Source organism: Nostoc sp. 'Peltigera membranacea cyanobiont' 232 (genome assembly GCF_002245985.1).
GTDB lineage: Bacteria > Cyanobacteriota > Cyanobacteriia > Cyanobacteriales > Nostocaceae > Nostoc.
On sequence record NZ_NOLK01000011.1, the window covers coordinates 39988 to 57687 of the forward strand.

The 17700-nt window shown below is 40.6% G+C and carries 14 protein-coding genes; 6 read left to right on the top strand and 8 right to left on the bottom strand.

Annotation, left to right across the window (positions count from 1 at the left end):
- Positions 1 to 2: 2 nt before the first annotated feature.
- Positions 3 to 338 carry a XisI protein gene (locus CDG79_RS05815; RefSeq protein WP_094341291.1) on the bottom strand — a complete coding sequence of 112 codons (336 nt, stop codon included), beginning with the start codon at positions 336 to 338 and terminating at the stop codon, positions 3 to 5.
- Entirely contained in the window at positions 326 to 742 is a 417-nt protein-coding gene (locus CDG79_RS05820) for a XisH family protein (protein ID WP_094341292.1), read from the bottom strand. The genes CDG79_RS05815 and CDG79_RS05820 overlap by 13 nt, the downstream gene beginning before the upstream one ends.
- A gap of 977 nt (positions 743 to 1719) precedes the next feature.
- Between CDG79_RS05820 and CDG79_RS05825 the strand changes: the two genes are divergently transcribed.
- The gene (locus CDG79_RS05825; protein WP_094341293.1) at positions 1720 to 2874 is read left to right on the top strand and encodes a trypsin-like peptidase domain-containing protein; all 1155 of its coding nucleotides are present in this window, start codon (positions 1720 to 1722) and stop codon (positions 2872 to 2874) included.
- A 63-nt stretch (positions 2875 to 2937) separates the two neighbouring features.
- On the opposite strand, the gene CDG79_RS05830 is transcribed toward CDG79_RS05825, so the two are convergent.
- From CDG79_RS05830 to CDG79_RS05845, 4 genes are all read right to left on the bottom strand, one after another.
- A complete protein-coding gene (locus tag CDG79_RS05830) occupies positions 2938 to 4146 on the bottom strand; it encodes a 4-hydroxy-3-methylbut-2-enyl diphosphate reductase (protein ID WP_094341294.1) in 1209 nt (402 codons plus the stop codon).
- A gap of 95 nt (positions 4147 to 4241) precedes the next feature.
- The gene (locus tag CDG79_RS05835; protein WP_094341295.1) at positions 4242 to 5099 is read right to left on the bottom strand and encodes an SGNH/GDSL hydrolase family protein; all 858 of its coding nucleotides are present in this window, start codon (positions 5097 to 5099) and stop codon (positions 4242 to 4244) included.
- Positions 5100 to 5207: 108 nt separating this feature from the next.
- Positions 5208 to 6632: an ammonium transporter gene (locus CDG79_RS05840; RefSeq protein ID WP_442946175.1), complete on the bottom strand. Its 1425-nt coding sequence runs from the start codon at positions 6630 to 6632 to the stop codon at positions 5208 to 5210.
- A gap of 615 nt (positions 6633 to 7247) precedes the next feature.
- The gene (locus CDG79_RS05845) at positions 7248 to 7571 is read right to left on the bottom strand and encodes a YnfA family protein (RefSeq protein WP_094341297.1); all 324 of its coding nucleotides are present in this window, start codon (positions 7569 to 7571) and stop codon (positions 7248 to 7250) included.
- Positions 7572 to 7832: 261 nt separating this feature from the next.
- Between CDG79_RS05845 and CDG79_RS05850 the strand changes: the two genes are divergently transcribed.
- The 4 genes from CDG79_RS05850 to CDG79_RS05865 all read left to right on the top strand — a co-directional run bounded on the left by CDG79_RS05850 (position 7833) and on the right by CDG79_RS05865 (position 15202).
- Positions 7833 to 12512 (top strand): GAF domain-containing protein, encoded by a 4680-nt coding sequence (locus CDG79_RS05850; RefSeq protein WP_094341298.1) that lies wholly within the window; start codon positions 7833 to 7835, stop codon positions 12510 to 12512.
- 260 nt (positions 12513 to 12772) lie between these two features.
- On the top strand, positions 12773 to 13195 hold the full coding sequence (locus CDG79_RS05855) for a DUF4363 domain-containing protein (RefSeq protein WP_094341299.1): 423 nt from the start codon (positions 12773 to 12775) through the stop codon (positions 13193 to 13195).
- Positions 13196 to 13370: 175 nt separating this feature from the next.
- Positions 13371 to 13652 (top strand): peptidase, encoded by a 282-nt coding sequence (locus CDG79_RS05860; protein ID WP_094332569.1) that lies wholly within the window; start codon positions 13371 to 13373, stop codon positions 13650 to 13652.
- 569 nt (positions 13653 to 14221) lie between these two features.
- Positions 14222 to 15202: an RNA polymerase sigma factor, RpoD/SigA family gene (locus CDG79_RS05865; protein ID WP_094341300.1), complete on the top strand. Its 981-nt coding sequence runs from the start codon at positions 14222 to 14224 to the stop codon at positions 15200 to 15202.
- 288 nt (positions 15203 to 15490) lie between these two features.
- Here the strand turns inward: CDG79_RS05865 and CDG79_RS05870 are convergent, their stop codons facing one another.
- Positions 15491 to 16129, bottom strand: coding sequence for a HesA/MoeB/ThiF family protein (locus CDG79_RS05870; RefSeq protein WP_094341301.1), 639 nt, complete (start codon positions 16127 to 16129; stop codon positions 15491 to 15493).
- Between the two features lie 37 nt (positions 16130 to 16166).
- Positions 16167 to 16997, bottom strand: a complete 831-nt coding sequence (locus CDG79_RS05875) for a hypothetical protein (protein WP_094341302.1) — start codon at positions 16995 to 16997, stop codon at positions 16167 to 16169.
- Between the two features lie 89 nt (positions 16998 to 17086).
- Between CDG79_RS05875 and CDG79_RS05880 the strand changes: the two genes are divergently transcribed.
- Positions 17087 to 17467 carry a hypothetical protein gene (locus CDG79_RS05880; protein ID WP_094341303.1) on the top strand — a complete coding sequence of 127 codons (381 nt, stop codon included), beginning with the start codon at positions 17087 to 17089 and terminating at the stop codon, positions 17465 to 17467.
- The last annotated feature ends 233 nt before the right edge of the window (positions 17468 to 17700 follow it).

Here is a 17700-nt window from a genome sequence, read left to right on the forward strand (position 1 = left end):
TTTTAACCCACACCAAATCCCGTATATTGCCTTACCAACGGTTCATTAAATGCCAAAACAATATCTTCCTTTGGGACTCCTAATTTTACTAAATCATTAGCAATGCCAATCTCAGTCCCATCGTATTGTATCCAAATCTTCCCATTTTTGATATCTAGATGCAAAACACAGCCATATTGCCGTCGTCGATTTTTCCAGCCTACGTAGACTAATTGATAGTGATCGTGAATAGTATCAAAAAGGACTTGTTTTTCTATTTCACTTTTTGACGAACCTCGACTAGCATAAGCTGCTAATAATTCTTGAATATAACCTCGATATTGCTCTAATTTTTCCATTCTACAATCACCTCATTCACCGGATCGTAAACAATTAGCTTTAGTTGAGAGCGTTGAATAACAATTTGAATAAATTGCAATGCGAAGAAGCTGCTATAAGTTCCTAAAGGAACAGCCAAGTATAAAACTCGTTCTGGTTCTTGAATCTCTAGAGCAATTTTATAGTTGAAACATTGACCCAATGCTGTATGAAATTCGTAAATATTTGATGCACCAAGAAAACTCTTAATCTCAACCGCTATTTTCTCTCCGGCTCTTTCAACTGCTAATATCGCCTCTGCACCCAAATCTATGTACATTTCAACCCCACTGACTTCAATTTCTAGAGGATCATCTGTAATCACCCAACCTTCTTTCTCTAGCCCTTTTCTAACAGCACCATGAAAAATATCTCTTGCAGCCATTCAAATATAACTTTCTTAATTACTTAGACGCGCGAAGTGCAGTTTCCCGCAGGGTATTATGAATTGATATTGTCTCTAAATATAGCACTGGTAAAGTCAATGCGTGACCTCATCGATATTCTCTGTATTCCTGAACTCTGAATACTAAAGTGGCTTCCTGTAGCGTCTTAATTTTTAAAGCTTGCCGCCGGGGTTTGTACCTCCCTTAAACCTCTCTCTGGGAGTCTAGGAGTAGCCTCAGACTGAAGTCTGTTAGCGAAACTGAAGCTGATAAGCTGTTGTGTATTTAATTTGTATATGCGATGCGGGCAAGATGCCCATACTACAATATTTTGACGTTTTTGTGTTATGCAATTTAGCTGCATATAGGATTCCTATTTGATTTTTGAACAAAATTAGGTACTGTAGGGTGCGTTACGGATTTCATCCTAACGCACCATTCGTAAGGATTTGGTGCGTTACGCTGTCGCTAACACACCCTACGTATCTTTTTGAAGATCAAATAGTAGTCCTATATCAGCTTAATGTTGAAAAAAACTTCACTCAAATAGTGTAATATCTTCCATTGGTGAATTTATTCTCAAATTGCGAGTTGCTTCGGTGGATCAGAATAAGATACTTGTTAGTAGAAGAAGTTAAATATTTTATGTCTCATGCAGAGGTGCAGAGAAGAGTAGGAAAAAACAATTTTTGAAACCGTCTCCTGAGAGGATGTTTGAAAAGTCCTCCTATCGGTAGCAAAAAGTTTTAGATCCCCCTAAATCCACGCCACGTGCTTCAAGTCGGGGAACCCGCCCAACGCAGTGGCTCCCCGATAAATTGGGGGACTTTGATTCTTCCCCCTTTTTAAGGGAGGTTAGGGGGGATCAGTAAGTGCCTAAAATTACAGCCAACCACTTTTCAAACAACCTCTGAGCATAAAGCATGCGGATTTTTTTGTTACTAAGGTTATTTCACTTATTAAGGATGGTTGAAAAATGAACAGAAAATTTTTAACAATAGGAACTTCAGCAATCTTGACAACTGTTATTGGGGGAGTTTGTATTAGTAGTTTATTTGGTTGCCAACTACCTGCTATTGCCAAAAGCCCTCAAGAATGTGAACCTACTTTATTAGGTAAACAGGCTGAAAAAATCAAATCAACTATTCTTGTCGCCGAAAATTCTGAAGAACAAAACCGGATTCAGCTATATGCAAAAGCTAGTCCGGCTGTAGTTGCGATCGCTACTGGTTTCGGACATGGTAGTGGTTTTATTGTAAGTCCAGATGGTCTAGTTTTAACTAATGCTCACGTTGTCGAAGATAGTTCTAAAACTGTTGCAATAGTACTGGCTGATGGTACACAAGTTTTAGCTGATGTGGTTGGTTTTGGATCTGGAGGTTTAGATTTAGCCGCACTCAAGATTCGCAATCAAAAAAATCTACCCTACCTGCGTTTAGCTACACCTGGTTCAGCACAAGTAGGTCAATCTGTCTATGCTATTGGTACTCCCCTGAGTCTGGAATTGCAAAATACTTTAACCTATGGTGTGATCAGTCGCATTGATAAAAAATTGGGCTTAATCCAACATGATGCAGCCGTTAATCCTGGCAATTCTGGAGGGCCATTGCTCAACTCTAATGGGCAAGTAATTGGTGTTAATAGTGCAATTTTCAATGACACCGAAATAAAAAGATTTATTGGTATTAGTTTTGCAATTCCTACTGAATTAATCCAGCCTTTTTTGGTAGCCGTAGAACAAGGTAATGCTCAGTTAGCAAGTGGGCGTAAACAACCTACTAATAATGAAGACACGGATTTACCCATGAATGGTAAAGTTCTACAAGCAAGCCTGAAAAATGGCGATCGCACTTTACCAAATAATAGCTATTTTCACACTTATGTCTTTGAAGGTAAAGCAGGTCAACAGATAACTATTGAGATGGATAGTGACCAAATAGACCCTCACTTGTACTTGCTGCTTCCTGCTAAAGAACGACTCATAGCAGAAAATGACGACATTTCCCCAAATAATTTTAATGCTCGATTGACTGTGACTCTACCAGAAAATGGTGTCTATTATCTGTTGGCTAACACTTTTGAAGCGGGAGAATCTGGTGGTTACAGTTTACGAGCGATATCTCAGAAGTAATTTATTTAGGAATTACGCAAAACTACACGCGCTCTGGGGCAATTCATGAATTGCCCCGACAATTTAAACTACTGCTGCTATTGCTTTAACTGCAAAAATCTTCTCAATCACATCTTCCACCACTTTATCTGGCGTAGAAGCACCAGAAGTAATTCCCACGACAATTTCACCATCTGGCAACCAGTTTTCTGTAGTCATTAATTGCCCATTTAATTGTCGATGTTCTATAGAATCTCCTGATTTAATTCGTTCAACAGTATCAATGTGATAAGAAGGAATTCCTCGCTCAAAAGCAATTTGTTGCAATTGAGTAGTATTCGATGAATTAAACCCACCAATTACTACCATTAAATCTAAATTATGTTCCACTAATTCCAACATTGCATCTTGCCGTTCTTGGGTGGCATCACAGATGGTATTGAAGCTTTGGAAATGCTGAGTTAACTCGGTGGGGCCATACTTCTGCAACATAGTCCGCTCAAAAAGTTTCCCGATTTGCTCAGTTTCACCTTTAAGCATTGTAGTTTGGTTAGCAATGCCAACTCTTTCTAAATCTCGATCGGGGTCAAATCCTGCTGAACAAGCTTTAGCAAATTTTGTCAGAAATTCTTCACGGTTTCCACCATTAAGAATATAGTCAGCAACATAATTTGCTTCTTGCAAATTCAACACAATTAAATACTTGCCAGCAAAGGAACTAGTAGCGACTGTTTCTTCGTGCTTATATTTACCGTGAATTATTGATGTATAATCGATTTTTTTGTGCTTTTCTACTGTATTCCAAACTTTAGATACCCAAGGACAAGTTGTATCAACAATTTTGCAGCCTTTATCGTGAAGGATCTGCATTTCTTGAACGCTAGCCCCAAAAGCAGGTAATATCACTACATCCCCAGTGCCAACAACAGAAAAGTCTTTATTCTTTCCTTCAATGGGGATGAATTCAACTTCCATCTCCTGCATTCGCTGATTTACAGAAGGGTTGTGGATAATCTCGTTAGTAATCCAGATGTGTTCTGTGGGGAAGTGTTGACGAGTTTCGTAGGCCATGGCCACAGCCCGTTCTACACCCCAGCAAAAGCCAAAAGCTTGTGCTAGTCGGATTGTCACATCACCCCGTTGCAGGATGTAATTGCGATCGCGAATTTCCTGAATCAAGTTACTCTGATACTCAGATTGCAACTGGGTGGCAACTTCTGCTTGATGACCAAAGCCCTTGCGATTGTAATTTTCTGAATGTTGCAGGCTGCGCTTAAAAGCTTTTGTATCCATTAGATTTGTCTACTTCAACCACTATTTTTTATTTTCTCGCGCCAAGCCGCGATTTATACAAAGTTGTATTCAAAGATATTACTTCTTTTTGTCCTTTAACCTTTTCCCCCCGAAGTCCGCTGAGACTGAGATTTTAATTCGATTTCGCCATAAATCTGCAATGCAGAACGCCAAACTATATAGCCTTCAGGGCTTAAATGTAAGCCATCAGTAGTAAATTCACGGCGGAGATTTCCTTGTTTGTTGGTAAATAGGGGATATAAATCGAGATATTTGACACCTTTCTTGGTAGAAATACTTTGCAGTTGCTGATTCAACCCCTGAATACGGCTATTGGCAACAGCTAACAGTTTATCTCGTCCTTTCCAGGTTGCTTCCTCTGCTGCATGTGGCAAAATTGATTGGACAATAATTTGCGCTGTGGGATGTGTCTTTCGGAGGTAATTGATAATTTGCCGTTGATTATCTAAAATTTCCCCATCGCTTATCCCCCGAATTAGATCGTTAATGCCAATCATCACAAAAATCACCTCTGGCTGGGTGCGGTCAAATATTTTCAATCTTTTCAATAGTCCATTGCTGGTTTCCCCAGAAATACCTTGGTTGAGCCAATTTTTGCCTTCGGGTAATAACTCAGAGGGAAACCACAAACTCAGAGAATCTCCCGCCAGAATGCTTAAATGCGGAGTTCGTTGATCGGCTGCTACCTTGGCTTCTTGCTGGAGGATATCTACCCACTCTTGGTAAGTGAGTTGGTGACGGCGACCCAAATCAGGTGTAGCAATTTGGGTTGAGTTGTTTAGGCTGATTGATTCTGGGGATGTTACTATCCCAAAAAAAGCGGCCAATCTCTGCTGTTGCCAGATTAGCAGGATGACCGCCAACATTAGGATGCCGTTGGTTAACAGCGAGAAAAATGCCCAGATAGGAAAGGTTTTTGCAGAAGTAGACACGACTAGCGAAATTTACCAATTATTTGAATCAAATTTTAACGCTAGCGATCGCAAATCAGCCCAATTTTGGATTTTTCTTTCAATCCAAAATTGAATAACTCAGCACTCCTAAGTCGGACGATCGCCAAACTCGGAGTTGTAACCTTCTTCACCGTGTTCGTTGATATCCAAACCTTGCAATTCAGCTTCTTCTTTGACACGCAGTCCGACTGTAGCATCAATAACCTTCACAATAATCCACGTACCAACACCTGCGATCAGATAGGCAACGGCAATTGCTACTAGTTCAACTCCCAATTCACCCAAATTACCACGCAGTACTCCGTCTTTACCTCCCCCGTTAACTTGAGTCGTGGCAAAGATGGCCGTTAAAATTGCCCCCACTGTCCCACCAACACCATGCACGGGATAGGTATCTAAAGCATCGTCAATTTGCAGCTTATGCTTGAAACTCACAGCATAGAAGCAAACAAAGGCGGTGATGAAACCAACTAAAATCGCTGATAGCGGTGTGACAAATCCGGCGGCGGGGGTGATGCCGACTAAACCAGCAACGGCTCCTGTAGCTGCTCCCACAGCTGTTGGTTTACCCCGTAGAACTGCTTCCAAAATTAGCCACATTAAAGCTGCCGCTGCCGCCGCCGTATTGGTGGCAACAAAGGCTGTTGTTGCTAAATTTGTTGTTAAGTTCCCAGAAGTTCCACTGGCAACAGATAAGGCACTCCCTGCGTTGAAACCGAACCAGCCAAACCAGAGTAAGCCAGCACCCAGCAAAATGAAAGGAACGTTGTGCGGGGGGCTAAGGCGATCGGGATGGGTTTTCCGAGGGCCAAGAACGATCGCTGCTACCAAGGCTGAAACGCCAGAACTAATATGAACTACTGTGCCACCTGCAAAGTCGAGGGCACCTAATCCACCGTACAAACCCAAGAATCCACCTTTCGCCCATACCATGTGGGCTAGGGGGGCGTAAACAAAGGTTGACCACAGCAACACAAACAGCGAATAAGCGCGGAAACTCATCCGCTCAACAAGCGCCCCAGAAATTAAGGCTGGGGTGATAATGGCAAACATGGCTTGATAAATCGTGAATGCCTGGTGGGGAATAGTTCCGGCATAAGAGACGACATCAGCATATTTGGGGTCTCCTGCTTTGAGCGCATCTTCATAAGGCAGATGCGGCAAGTAGCCTTGAGTCTCTAAACCAACACCGTTCAACCCAAACCATTGCAATCCACCGATGAACGGCAACCCTGGTGCAAAAGAAAGACTATAACCCCAAAGAATCCAGGTAACTCCCACGATCGCCATCAACACAAAGCTCATCATCAATGTGTTTAGGATATTGCGCGATCGCACAAATCCACCATAGAAAAACGCTAATCCTGGTGTCATTAACAGCACAAGCGCTGCTGAAATCAGCATAAATGCCGTATCTCCAGTATCAGCAGCAGGCACAGCAGCTGGTGTTTGGGCAAAAGCATTGCCCATCAGCGGCCCTCCCAAAAACAGTAGGGTGATAACCCCAATCATCACAACTTTTTTCAACACTTCTTTTTCTTCCTAAACACCAATATTTTGTATACTTAACTACATTTGATTACTTTTGTCCGCACATTTTTGTCTTTAAAGTTACTTAAGTGGAGTTTTCTGGAAATGTTAACAAAAATATAATCCTGATTATTTAAGTAGGTCGGCGCAATTAAAGCTAACTGGCAAAGTCTCTCATTTGTCATTGTTCATTAGTAAGGGCTTTAAGCCTGTTTATGTTTCGTAACATTCTTGGGGTTTTTAGCGCTAACTTACTTAGTTGCCAAGATTGAAATCAGGGTATGGTGATGCAATTTACATCTTTTTTTTTGAAGAATAGCATTTTCTTCAACCGCTACAAAATTACCAATTTTTAGTTACCTACTATTACAAACCAAGATACTTGTGAGATTTTACAATATTTGTGAATTCTCAGAGAATTTACATAAATATGTTGTGAATTATCTTTATATCTTTCGCATAAGCGCATTTATACTTAAATAAACTCGCTTATGCGAATAATCGCAAAAAAAACTTTGCGATTTTGCGTGAGGTTATTATCTGTTTAAAAGGGAATACTATAAAAGTTATTGGTCGAAAATAATTTAGTACTTTTACTTAAGTTCTGGGTGCAAACATGATAATTAAAACACCTACCAAAGCTAAACAAGCTCCTATTAGCTCGTAGCGGTCTGGAGTTACCCCGTCTACCTTCCAACCCCAAAGCATTGCCATTACAATAAACACACCGCCGTAAGCCGCATACACTCTGCCAAAATTTGCCGATTGGAGAGTTGCAATCACCCCATAGAAAGCTAAAGCCATTCCCCCCAATATGCCCCACCAAAATGGCTTGTCTTCGCGTAACCACAACCAGATTAGGTAGCCACCCCCAATTTCAAATAAACCAGCCCAGAAAAAATACAGCAGAGACTTAATCATTACGATCGATTTTTTAATAAGGTCGAACTCAGTAAAATTACGCTAACGCTTTTAACTAAACTATTGTCATTAATTAAAGTAAGTTTGTTGAACAAATTGGTTACTGGGGACTGGGGATTGGTTACTGGGGACTGGGGACTGGGTACTAAGGAATGGGGAGAAACAAGATAAGGACTTCTTTTTTAATAATCCCCCCTAACCCCCAATCCCAGTCCCTAATCCCCATTCCCTAATCCCCCAGAATGTAGATAAGGCTTAAGGATGAAAGCACCATTACCTGATAACGAAGCACAGAGAATCGAGACGCTTTTGGAGTATAAGATTCTCGATACGCCACCTGAAGCCGCTTTTGACGACCTCACCCGTTTAGCATCGTATATTTGTCAGACTCCTATTGCCTTAATTAGCTTAATTGATACAAATCGCCAGTGGTTTAAGTCAAAAGTCGGCTTGGATGCTCTAGAAACACATCGAGATTTGGCATTCTGTGCCCATGCTATTCTACAGCCTGATGTTTTTGTTGTGCCTGATGCAACAGATGACGAACGGTTCGCCACCAACCCACTAGTAACATCTGACCCAAATATTCGCTTTTATGCTGGCGTACCTCTGACTAATCCAGAGGGATACGCGTTCGGAACCCTGTGTGTAATTGACTACGTACCACGCGAACTTACCCCAGATCAGATAGAGGCATTACGAACATTAGGTCGTCAAGTCATCAAGCAACTGGAATTACGCCGAAATTTAGCAAGTTTGGTATTTGTGACTAAAAAAGGCAAGCAGGCACAGAAGGTAAGCAAACAATTTTTTAAAAAGATTGCGGCAGGTTTTGGTCTAGCATCAGTAATTTTAGTTTTGATTGGTGTAGTTTCCTATCAAAATACAAGAGTATCTATTAATAATCGCAGTATAGTAAAAAATACTTATAAAAAAATCAACACCCTAGAAGAACTACTGTCTCAGCTCAAGGATGCGGAGACTGGGCAACATAGTTATATTCTCACTGGCAAAGAAAATTATCTAAAACCTTATCAAGAAGCAGTTGCCAACATCGATCGAGAAATTGCCAAACTAAAAAATTTATCTACAGATGAACCAAACCAAGAAAAGCAGATTGCAACCCTTGAATCCCTGATTACAGCTAAACTTACTGAACTAAAACAGACTATCGACTTACGCCAGAACAAGGGATTAGAGGCGGCGTTGCAGGTGCTACTGACAGATAAAAGTCAAAATCTCATGGATGATATCCGCAAGGTGAGCAATGAGATAGAGAATGAGGAAAGGGGGCGGCATCAGCAACTGTCACAAGCAGCAAAGGCTTGGACTCGCAAAACAACTTTGACAATTGCGATCGCTATTTGCCTAAGTTTTATCGTTCTTGTTGTAGTTTACTACTTTATCTATCGTGAAGTCACTGAGCGCAAAAGGACAGAAGAAACCTTAAATCATGAACGCAATTTTATCTCAGCAGTCCTTGATACATCTAGCGCATTAGTAATAGTTCTCGATTCTCAAGGGCAAATCGTTCGTTTCAATCAAGCTTGCGAGCAAATAACAGGTTACTCCTTCGATGAGGTGAGGGGTAGGTGTTTCTGGAACTTGTTCTTACTTCCTGAAGAAGTAGAGTCAGTTAAAGCAGTTTTTGAGGAATTGCTAACTGGTAGAGGCTTTCTGGAGAAAGAGAACCATTGGGTAATGAAGGATGGTAGTCGCCGACTAATTGCCTGGTCGAATACCTTTTTAAAAAACTATGAAGGGTCAGTGGAATACATCGTTAGTACTGGCACTGACATCACCGATCGCAAACGATCGCAACAGCATCTAATTGCACAATATGCTGCAACCCGCTTTTTGGCGGAGTCCACGACGATCGGCGAGGCTACCCCCCAAATCTTACAAGGGATCTGTGAGAGTTTGGGATGGGATTTAGGGGAAATTTGGATGGTGGATGGGCAAGCAAATGTGCTGCGTCTTTTGGACATCTGGCATAAAGCCTCCCTTGAGGTGCAAGAATTTACAGCACTGAAGCGGCAAACCACCTTTATAAAAGGAGTTGGACTACCTGGGCGTGTCTGGGCTAATTCTGAACCTGTTTGGCTTACTGATATCGTCAAGGATCTGAATTTCCCTCACTTCAAAATCGCCGATCAAATAGGATTACACGCCGCTTTCGGTTTTCCAATCCGCAGTGGTAACAAAATCCTCGGTGTGATTACCTGCTTCAATCGTGAAATCCAACCACCCGATCTAGATTTGGCCAAAACGATGAATTCCATCGGTGAGCAAGTAGGGCAGTTTATTCAAAGGAAACAGGCTGAAGAGGAATTGCAACGCCAAAACTTGCGATCGCAACTATTCACCGAAATCACCCTTAAGATTCGCCAGTCTTTGCAAATCGAAGAAATTCTCCAAATCACTGTCGAGGAGGTACAAAAGATTCTCCAGACTGACCGAGTTTTGATCTATCAGCTTTTACCAGATGAATCTGCAACCACGGTCACGGAAGCAGTAGTTTCTGGCTTACCGACAATCAAAGAGCAAAACATCTCTGGCCCATACTTTAGAGCAGAATATCTCCAGCAGTACTATCTACAGCAGTACCGTCAAGGACGGGTTTTCGGGCTGGCTGAATTGGATCTGCTGGAACTCCAACAAAGCAATCTGGAATTATTACAACAGTTTGGAGTCAAAGTCAATTTGGTTGTACCCATACTTGTCAAAGACGAACTTCGCGGTTTGCTCATAGTCCATCAGTGTGATGATTCCCACCAATGGTCTAGTTTTGAAACCGATCTTTTGCGGCAAATAGCCGACCAAGTAGGTATCGCCTTAGCCCAAGCCCAACTATTAGCAGCAGAAACTCGTCAGCGACAAGAACTTGAAATTGCCCGTCGCCAAGCTGAATTAGCTTCTCAGACGAAAAGTGCCTTTTTAGCAAATATAAGTCATGAAATTCGCACTCCGATGAATGCTGTTTTGGGAATGACCAGTTTGGTATTAGATACTCCCTTAGACCCAGAACAGCGAGAATTTATTGAAATAATTCGGATTAGTGGAGACGCTCTTTTAAGTTTAATCAACGAGATTTTGGATCTTTCCAAACTTGAAGTTGGAGAGATGGCTCTGGAAACTCTAGATTTTGACCTATCCACTTGTGTTGAAGAACTGTTAGATTTATTGGCTCCTTCAGCCCATAATAAAGGATTGGAAATTGCCGCACTGATCGATCGCAATGTCCCCATCCACCTCAAAGGAGATGCTGGTAGACTGCGGCAAATTCTGATGAACTTGATGAGCAACGCTATTAAGTTCACCAGCAGTGGTGAAGTATTTGTGGAAGCAGAATTATCTTCCCTTTCCTCGACTAGAGCCACCATTCATTTTGCCATCACAGATACAGGTCTTGGTATTAGCCCTGAAGACCAACGCAAACTCTTTACGCCATTTACTCAAGTGGATGCTTCTACCACTCGCAAGTATGGTGGTACTGGTTTAGGATTAGCCATCTGTAAACAACTGGTGACTTTGATGGGAGGAGTAATTGGGGTAGAAAGTCAGATTGGGAAAGGCTCGAAGTTTTGGTTTGAAGTCCCTTTTGCCAAGCAACTTGACCCTGTTTTACCAAAATGCGAAGGCGGACTTTTGAACAATCGTCGCTTGTTAGTGGTAGATAGCAATGCTACTAATTGCAAAATTGTCTACCATCAAGCTACTAGGTGGGGAATGCAGGTAGATCGAGCTGACAGTATTCCTGCTGCCCTGAAAGCTATTCAGGAAGCTTGTGAGCTGAGGAATTCCTATGATGTAGTCTTGGTTGATATGGAGGTGCCTCAAACAAATGGCATGACTTTAGAAGAACAAATTAAAGCCAATTCTGCAATTGCTGACATCCCTTTGATTGTTCTCACCTCTATTAATCAACGCGCTCAAATGCAACGGGCGCTGAAAGTAGGATTTGCTGCTTATTTAGTCAAACCCCTTAAGCCATCTCGACTCCTCGATACTATTATGACTATTCTAAAAACTCAGCCGGAAGCGGAACAAGGGGCTAGAGACTTAAGGTTAGAGGCTACTAAAGAAATTCCAAGTACAGAAACTTCCAGCATTCTTAATTCTTCCGTTAATGCCTCTACTAAATCTAAGTTAAGAATTCTCTTAGCTGAAGATAATTTGGTGAATCAAAAAGTAGCCTTAAAGCAACTCCAGAGTTTGGGCTACAAAGCCGATGTCGTTGCCAATGGCAAGGAAGTCTTGCAGTTATTAGAAAAAATTCCTTACGATTTGATTCTAATGGATTGCCAAATGCCAATTCTTGATGGTTTAGAAACTACAAAAGAAATTCATCGTTGGCAAGAGGATATTTTTGCTCTACGTCGTCGTCCTGTGGTAATTGCAATGACGGCTAATGCAATGAAAGAAGATGAACAAATGTGTCTCAATGCAGGAATGGATGACTATCTGAGTAAGCCAATATTTAAAGAAAAATTAGCTGCAACTCTAGAGCATTGGACAGGCGCGATCTTCTCGCAACAAGAGGCAGTTGTGTATGAACAAACAGTTCCCAGCACAAACAAAGGCACAGTTGACCTAGAAATTGATTGGGAACACTTGCATCGAATATCGGGAAATGACGCAGAATTTGAATTAAGTTTATTGCAAGTATGCGTTGAAGATATTAAACCCCGTTTAGAGATAATTAAAGCAGCGATCGCGGCTGATGACTTTGGACAAATTGTGCGAGAAACTCATCATCTCAAAGGTGCGAGTACCAACATTGGAGCCAAAGCTATGTATCTAGCGGCTGACAAACTAGAAAAATTAGCTTACCATCAACAGCTTAGAGATGCTACTAAGTTAATTTTAGAGTTAAAAGAATTTGTCAACTCCATTGAAGATTTTTTAACAAGAAGTAATTCAGGAGCTAGGGGTCAATAGTTTTGTTTTGCATGAAGCAGGAGATAGAAACTTTCTGTGTGTATATTTTATACCTAGCTTACTTGGAAACTACTGTTAAGATGCAAAAACTGCCTTGATGTATACGTACCAGAATAATATTATACAAAAATTTACAAGATTTTCGTAAAAAAATCTGCATATAATCTTCCAATATCTCCAGCAACATTAGACGACAGGTTTGCTGATATAGTAACTGATACCGTCGGTACTTGACGATTTATCATTATTCAAGAGGTCTTATGAAACGCTTAATCTACATCATCCCTGTTGCCGCAATTGGTTTACTGACATTGGTCGGATGCAACAGCGATCAAAAATCTACTACTCAGACTCCTGCTACCACTGAAACAACTGCGGCGACAACAGTATCAAAAACTCCTGTTGCTACACAGGGAGGTTTTGATACTTTAGTCGGTGTAGTTTCAAATACAAAAACTGCGGTTCAAGCCGGAAAGTTTGACACAGCTCAACAGGAATTTAATAAGTTTGAAAACGCTTGGTCTAAGGTTGAGGATGGTGTCAAAACTAAATCTTCAAAAACCTATAATGTAATCGAAGATACTGCGACCCAGGTGAAGGGTTCGCTGAAAGCTAAAGATAAAGCGAAATCTCTTAAAGGGTTACAAACGCTTAACACAAATATCGCCACTGTTTCTAAGTAAGAAGTGAGAACCACAAATTAGCAGATTTTTCACCGAAAATCGGCGATAATCCGACTCTTTTAATGGATATCCGAGATAGCCGCCCGCCGATTTAGTCATTAGTCAAAAGTCATTGGTACTAATGACTTTTGACTAACAATATAATGACTTTGATTTCTCCAGGAGATTTTGGATAATGCGTTCATTTCGCAAATACCACCGGACTCTAGCGATTATTTTGGCTTTACCACTTGCTGTAACATTGTTAACTGGTATTGCGGTTACGCTGGTAGGTGAATGGTCAGCTAACCTTGGAGTTCCTCGTAGTCTACTGCTTTCGATTCATCGTGGTGAAATCTTCGGTTTAGAGGGAATCTACCCGATTTTGAACGGACTAGGGCTATTGGGGTTATTGGTTACTGGATTAAGTATGACTAGTTTGTTTGGTAGGAAAAAGCCAAAATCTGGAAATAATTAGTCAAGAGCGATCGCAATCTTTTAAAGTATAAAAACAAGTAAGTTACCCTGCGATCGCAAAGAATCCCAAAGGAAAAATCAATAAACTTCTTACAGAAATTGGGAAAAGGAGTAATAAAAAACCCTTTCCCTTTAACATACATCTGTTTCCCCCCTCTTGTAAAAGCTACTTTTGCAAGAGACTCCATAAGTTGTACCCACAAGGAGCAATGAAATATTTCTTCTCCCTGCGTCCCATTCCCTTACTAAATCGACATTCCATAGAATTTGGACAGACATAACTTTTTCAATTCTTTGACAAGCTCCTGTCACATCAAGCTCTTAACTTTAAAATATTAGTCTTGGCGAAATAATTAGACATGACAAGAATCAGAAAATATTTCCCAATTCTTTACTTTTACCTTTAAAAGTCAAGTTGCAAACCGATTGCACTCATAAGTAAAGTTAGCGCCTTAATTATCAAAAATCAGAATTCAATTCTAATTTCATTTCTGAATGTCATACTAATTATGTCAGATTGAAATTTCTTTCCCTCTAAAGCAACAAGTATTTCTCAAGGTTCAAATAACTATGAATAATCTATCTTACCAGTCTCTAGAAAATGAAAAACCTTTATCTACTGTTGATGCAGTGCGTACTTATCTTCACGAGATTGGACGTATACCTTTATTGACTAATGAGCAAGAGATTAATTTTGCCAAGCAAGTTCAAAAAATGATGGCTTTACTGGCTGCAAAAGAAAAATTAGCTATTCAATTAAAACGTCAACCAACACAACAAGAGTGGATTGAAAATACAAATATCGGTGAAAATTCACTGCTGCAACAGCTAGCTCAGGGACATCAAGCCAAGCAGAAAATGATTAAAGCTAACCTGCGGCTTGTAGTATCTATTGCTAAAAAGTATCAAAGACATAACCTAGATTTTCTCGACTTAATTCAAGAAGGAAGTTTAGGTTTAGAGCGAGGAGTTGAAAAATTTGACCCTACTAAAGGATATAAATTTTCAACCTATGGCTATTGGTGGATTCGTCAGGCGATTACACGAGCGATCGCCGAACAAGGACGTACTATCCGCTTGCCTATTCATATTACAGAAAAACTTAACAAAATAAAACGGATTCAACGCGAGCTAACTCAAAAATTGGGTCGTACTCCGACAGCAGTTGATATCGCTGAAGAACTATCTTTAGATCCAAAACAAATTCGAGATTATTTACTCTTAGCACGTCAACCTGTCTCGCTAGAATTACGAGTTGGCTCAGAAAAAGATATAGAATTACAAGATATGTTGGAGGATAATGGATTGTCTCCAGAATTATACGCTGACCAAAAATTTCTTCAGCAAAATCTTCAAACTTTATTGTCAAAATTAAATCCCCAACAACGAGAAATATTAACTTTACGTTTTGGTTTAACAGATGAAAATGAACTTTCTTTAGCTGAGATTGGTCAACGTATGGGTATTAGTCGAGAACGAGTGCGACAGATAGAGCAACAAGCTTTGGGTAGTCTAAGAAGACATAAGGATAAGATACACAGCTATCTATAGTAATCCGATTTGATTCCTGAAATTATCTGCGTAGGTAGGGAACGGGGAATAGGGAACTCTTAACAGAAAAGAAGGGTATAGATGTGTACTGAATCTTGTTCAAAAATCAAATAGGAGTCCTATAGTTAATTCGTAATTCGTAATGACGCTCGTTCGCGCCAGCGTGCCGTAGGCAAGACTCGCTAACGTAATTTGTAATGGGGATTTATACCCTGCGACAAAACTTACTGCTTGTTAGTTGCTCTTTAATTAAACTCGCAGAATTTGATAAATTCTGATAATCGCAATCTATAAAAATAGAGATTGAACAGTCAGATCCTTCTGGGTGATGCTGAAGTTACGCTGTTCTGCTGTGGTAATGAATGAAACGATCGCCTCACACGCCACAGCAACAGTTAACATCACCAGGTTTCGTGCCAATGGATAATCACAAACATCATCATTAACCTCGGAAGGAACGCGATAAACGTCATTCCAAATCACTTCTGCATAATCAGCCAATAGTCCAGCATGAAGACAAGGTATGCTTAATTGTTCAGCATAATCTTTCACTGCTTGACGCGCCACACTATTATCAAAGACATCGATAATTAGCTGGCTGTCTTTGAGTAGTTGAGTTGTATTTGCTGGTGTCAATTCTTTTGTATTAGCATCAACTTTAGTACCAATTGCTCGATATAAATTGTTCGCCAAGATTTTCGCCTTGAACGCTCCAACATCAGAACGGTAGTAAGGCTGAGTTGAAAGGTTACGCTCCTCAATGCGATCGCAATCTATCACTGTCAGTTTATCAAAACCAGACCGAGCTAAGTTTTCTGCAATATTAGCTCCCAATGCTCCAGCGCCACAAATGGTTACAGGATAGTTTTTCAGCTTTGTCATCACAGCATTGGTGCGGTAAAGCTGTTCGTGAAAAAAGATACTCATAATAATTCGTAATTCGTAATTCGTAATTCGTAATTAACTACTCTTGTTGTTCTATGACAGCTACTAAGGATTGCAAGTCGAAATCGCGATCGCGTCCACTTAGGCAAATACCAGAACTAACAACAGTCAAATCAGTTTTAGCGATCGCACTACTATGGCGAACACCATCAGCAGTTGTCCAATCGACTGTCCAATAATCGTTGCGATCGTGGAATTGGTTTAATTCACCCCCACCCATTTGTAATGCCTTTCTCAATCGCTTTTCATCCTGTTGGGGTTGAGTAAATCCCTCAATGCGCCGAGTTGCTAATTCATACACTGTACGGATTTCTGGAGTAATGCCCTTAAACTGTAATTCTTCAGCCGGAATGAGTTGTTTGACGGCAGATTGCAGAGTTTCAACAATTACCGGATCGGTACGGCGATCTACTTCCTCGAACCAGCAAGACTGTCCATTCCATCGGGCAATGATTTGCTCAAAAGCGATACCCTCGGTAACTAAGTGGACTGCGATCGGTTTAACTATCTTCAACCGTTGACGCACATCTGCTTCATTTACGGAGTATGCTAACCAGGTTTGTTTTTGCAATTGGTGTGCTAACCGCAGCCGTATTTGGGGAAAGTGTTGCAGGTATTCCGCAATTTGGGGTAATTCTGCTTCTTCTACAACCGTTGCTGTTTTTTGATCCACAGGCTGAAAGATGCCCCAACCTTCAAATTTATTAGGCTTTGGCGTGAAAGTGTAAACCATCCCAGCTACTCGTGTGCGAACTCGTCCACCTTTAACACAAGGTGCAAGGAATTGGGTGGTATGTAATTGCGCTTCTGCGATCGCAATTTGGTTGATTAGCTTACGGATATCAGACATAATTATCTCTATTTACGCATAATTACCCAAGATTATTGCCAGGAATTGAGTATATAAAAAAACATAATTTGCACTCTATCAACCCAAAAATGACTACCCAAACACAACAAATATCAGAATCCCGAAAAAAGTTAGCATCTGCTTACCGTGCAGTTTACGCAGTTGGAGTTCTGTGCATTTTTCTCAGCATAATATTATTTTTCGCCGGTAGTCGATTTCGTGATTATCTAACATTGGGAATTAGCTGTTTATTTTTTGGTTTACTGTATCTAACTCTAGGTTTCTTTGTCCAACGTAAATCAAAAATTGCACTAGGTATTGCAGTAGGATTGATGTCGCTAAATGCGTTAACTGCCATTTATAATATGATTCAAACTGGTAATCCGTTTAGCTTGAGTGTTCCCATGATATTTTTAGGTCAGACTATAGAAGGATTTAAAGCTATAGAAGTATTAAAGTCAAAAACTTGAAGTTAATTTTAATTTTGTTAATCGATAGCCTCCTACTTAGGAAGTAGTACAATTCCTGCGTGCAAGTTGGTGGAGCATTGCGTGTTCTCAGTTACTAGAGGGACTCCGCTGGTGAGCTGTTACACACTCTTTCAAGGAATGGCTACTTTTAAGCCTACCTCCCAGGTTCTTCGTACTCCCCATTCACACACGCCCACTGCATTTGGCAGTGTTACTTTTCCTCTCGTACTAGT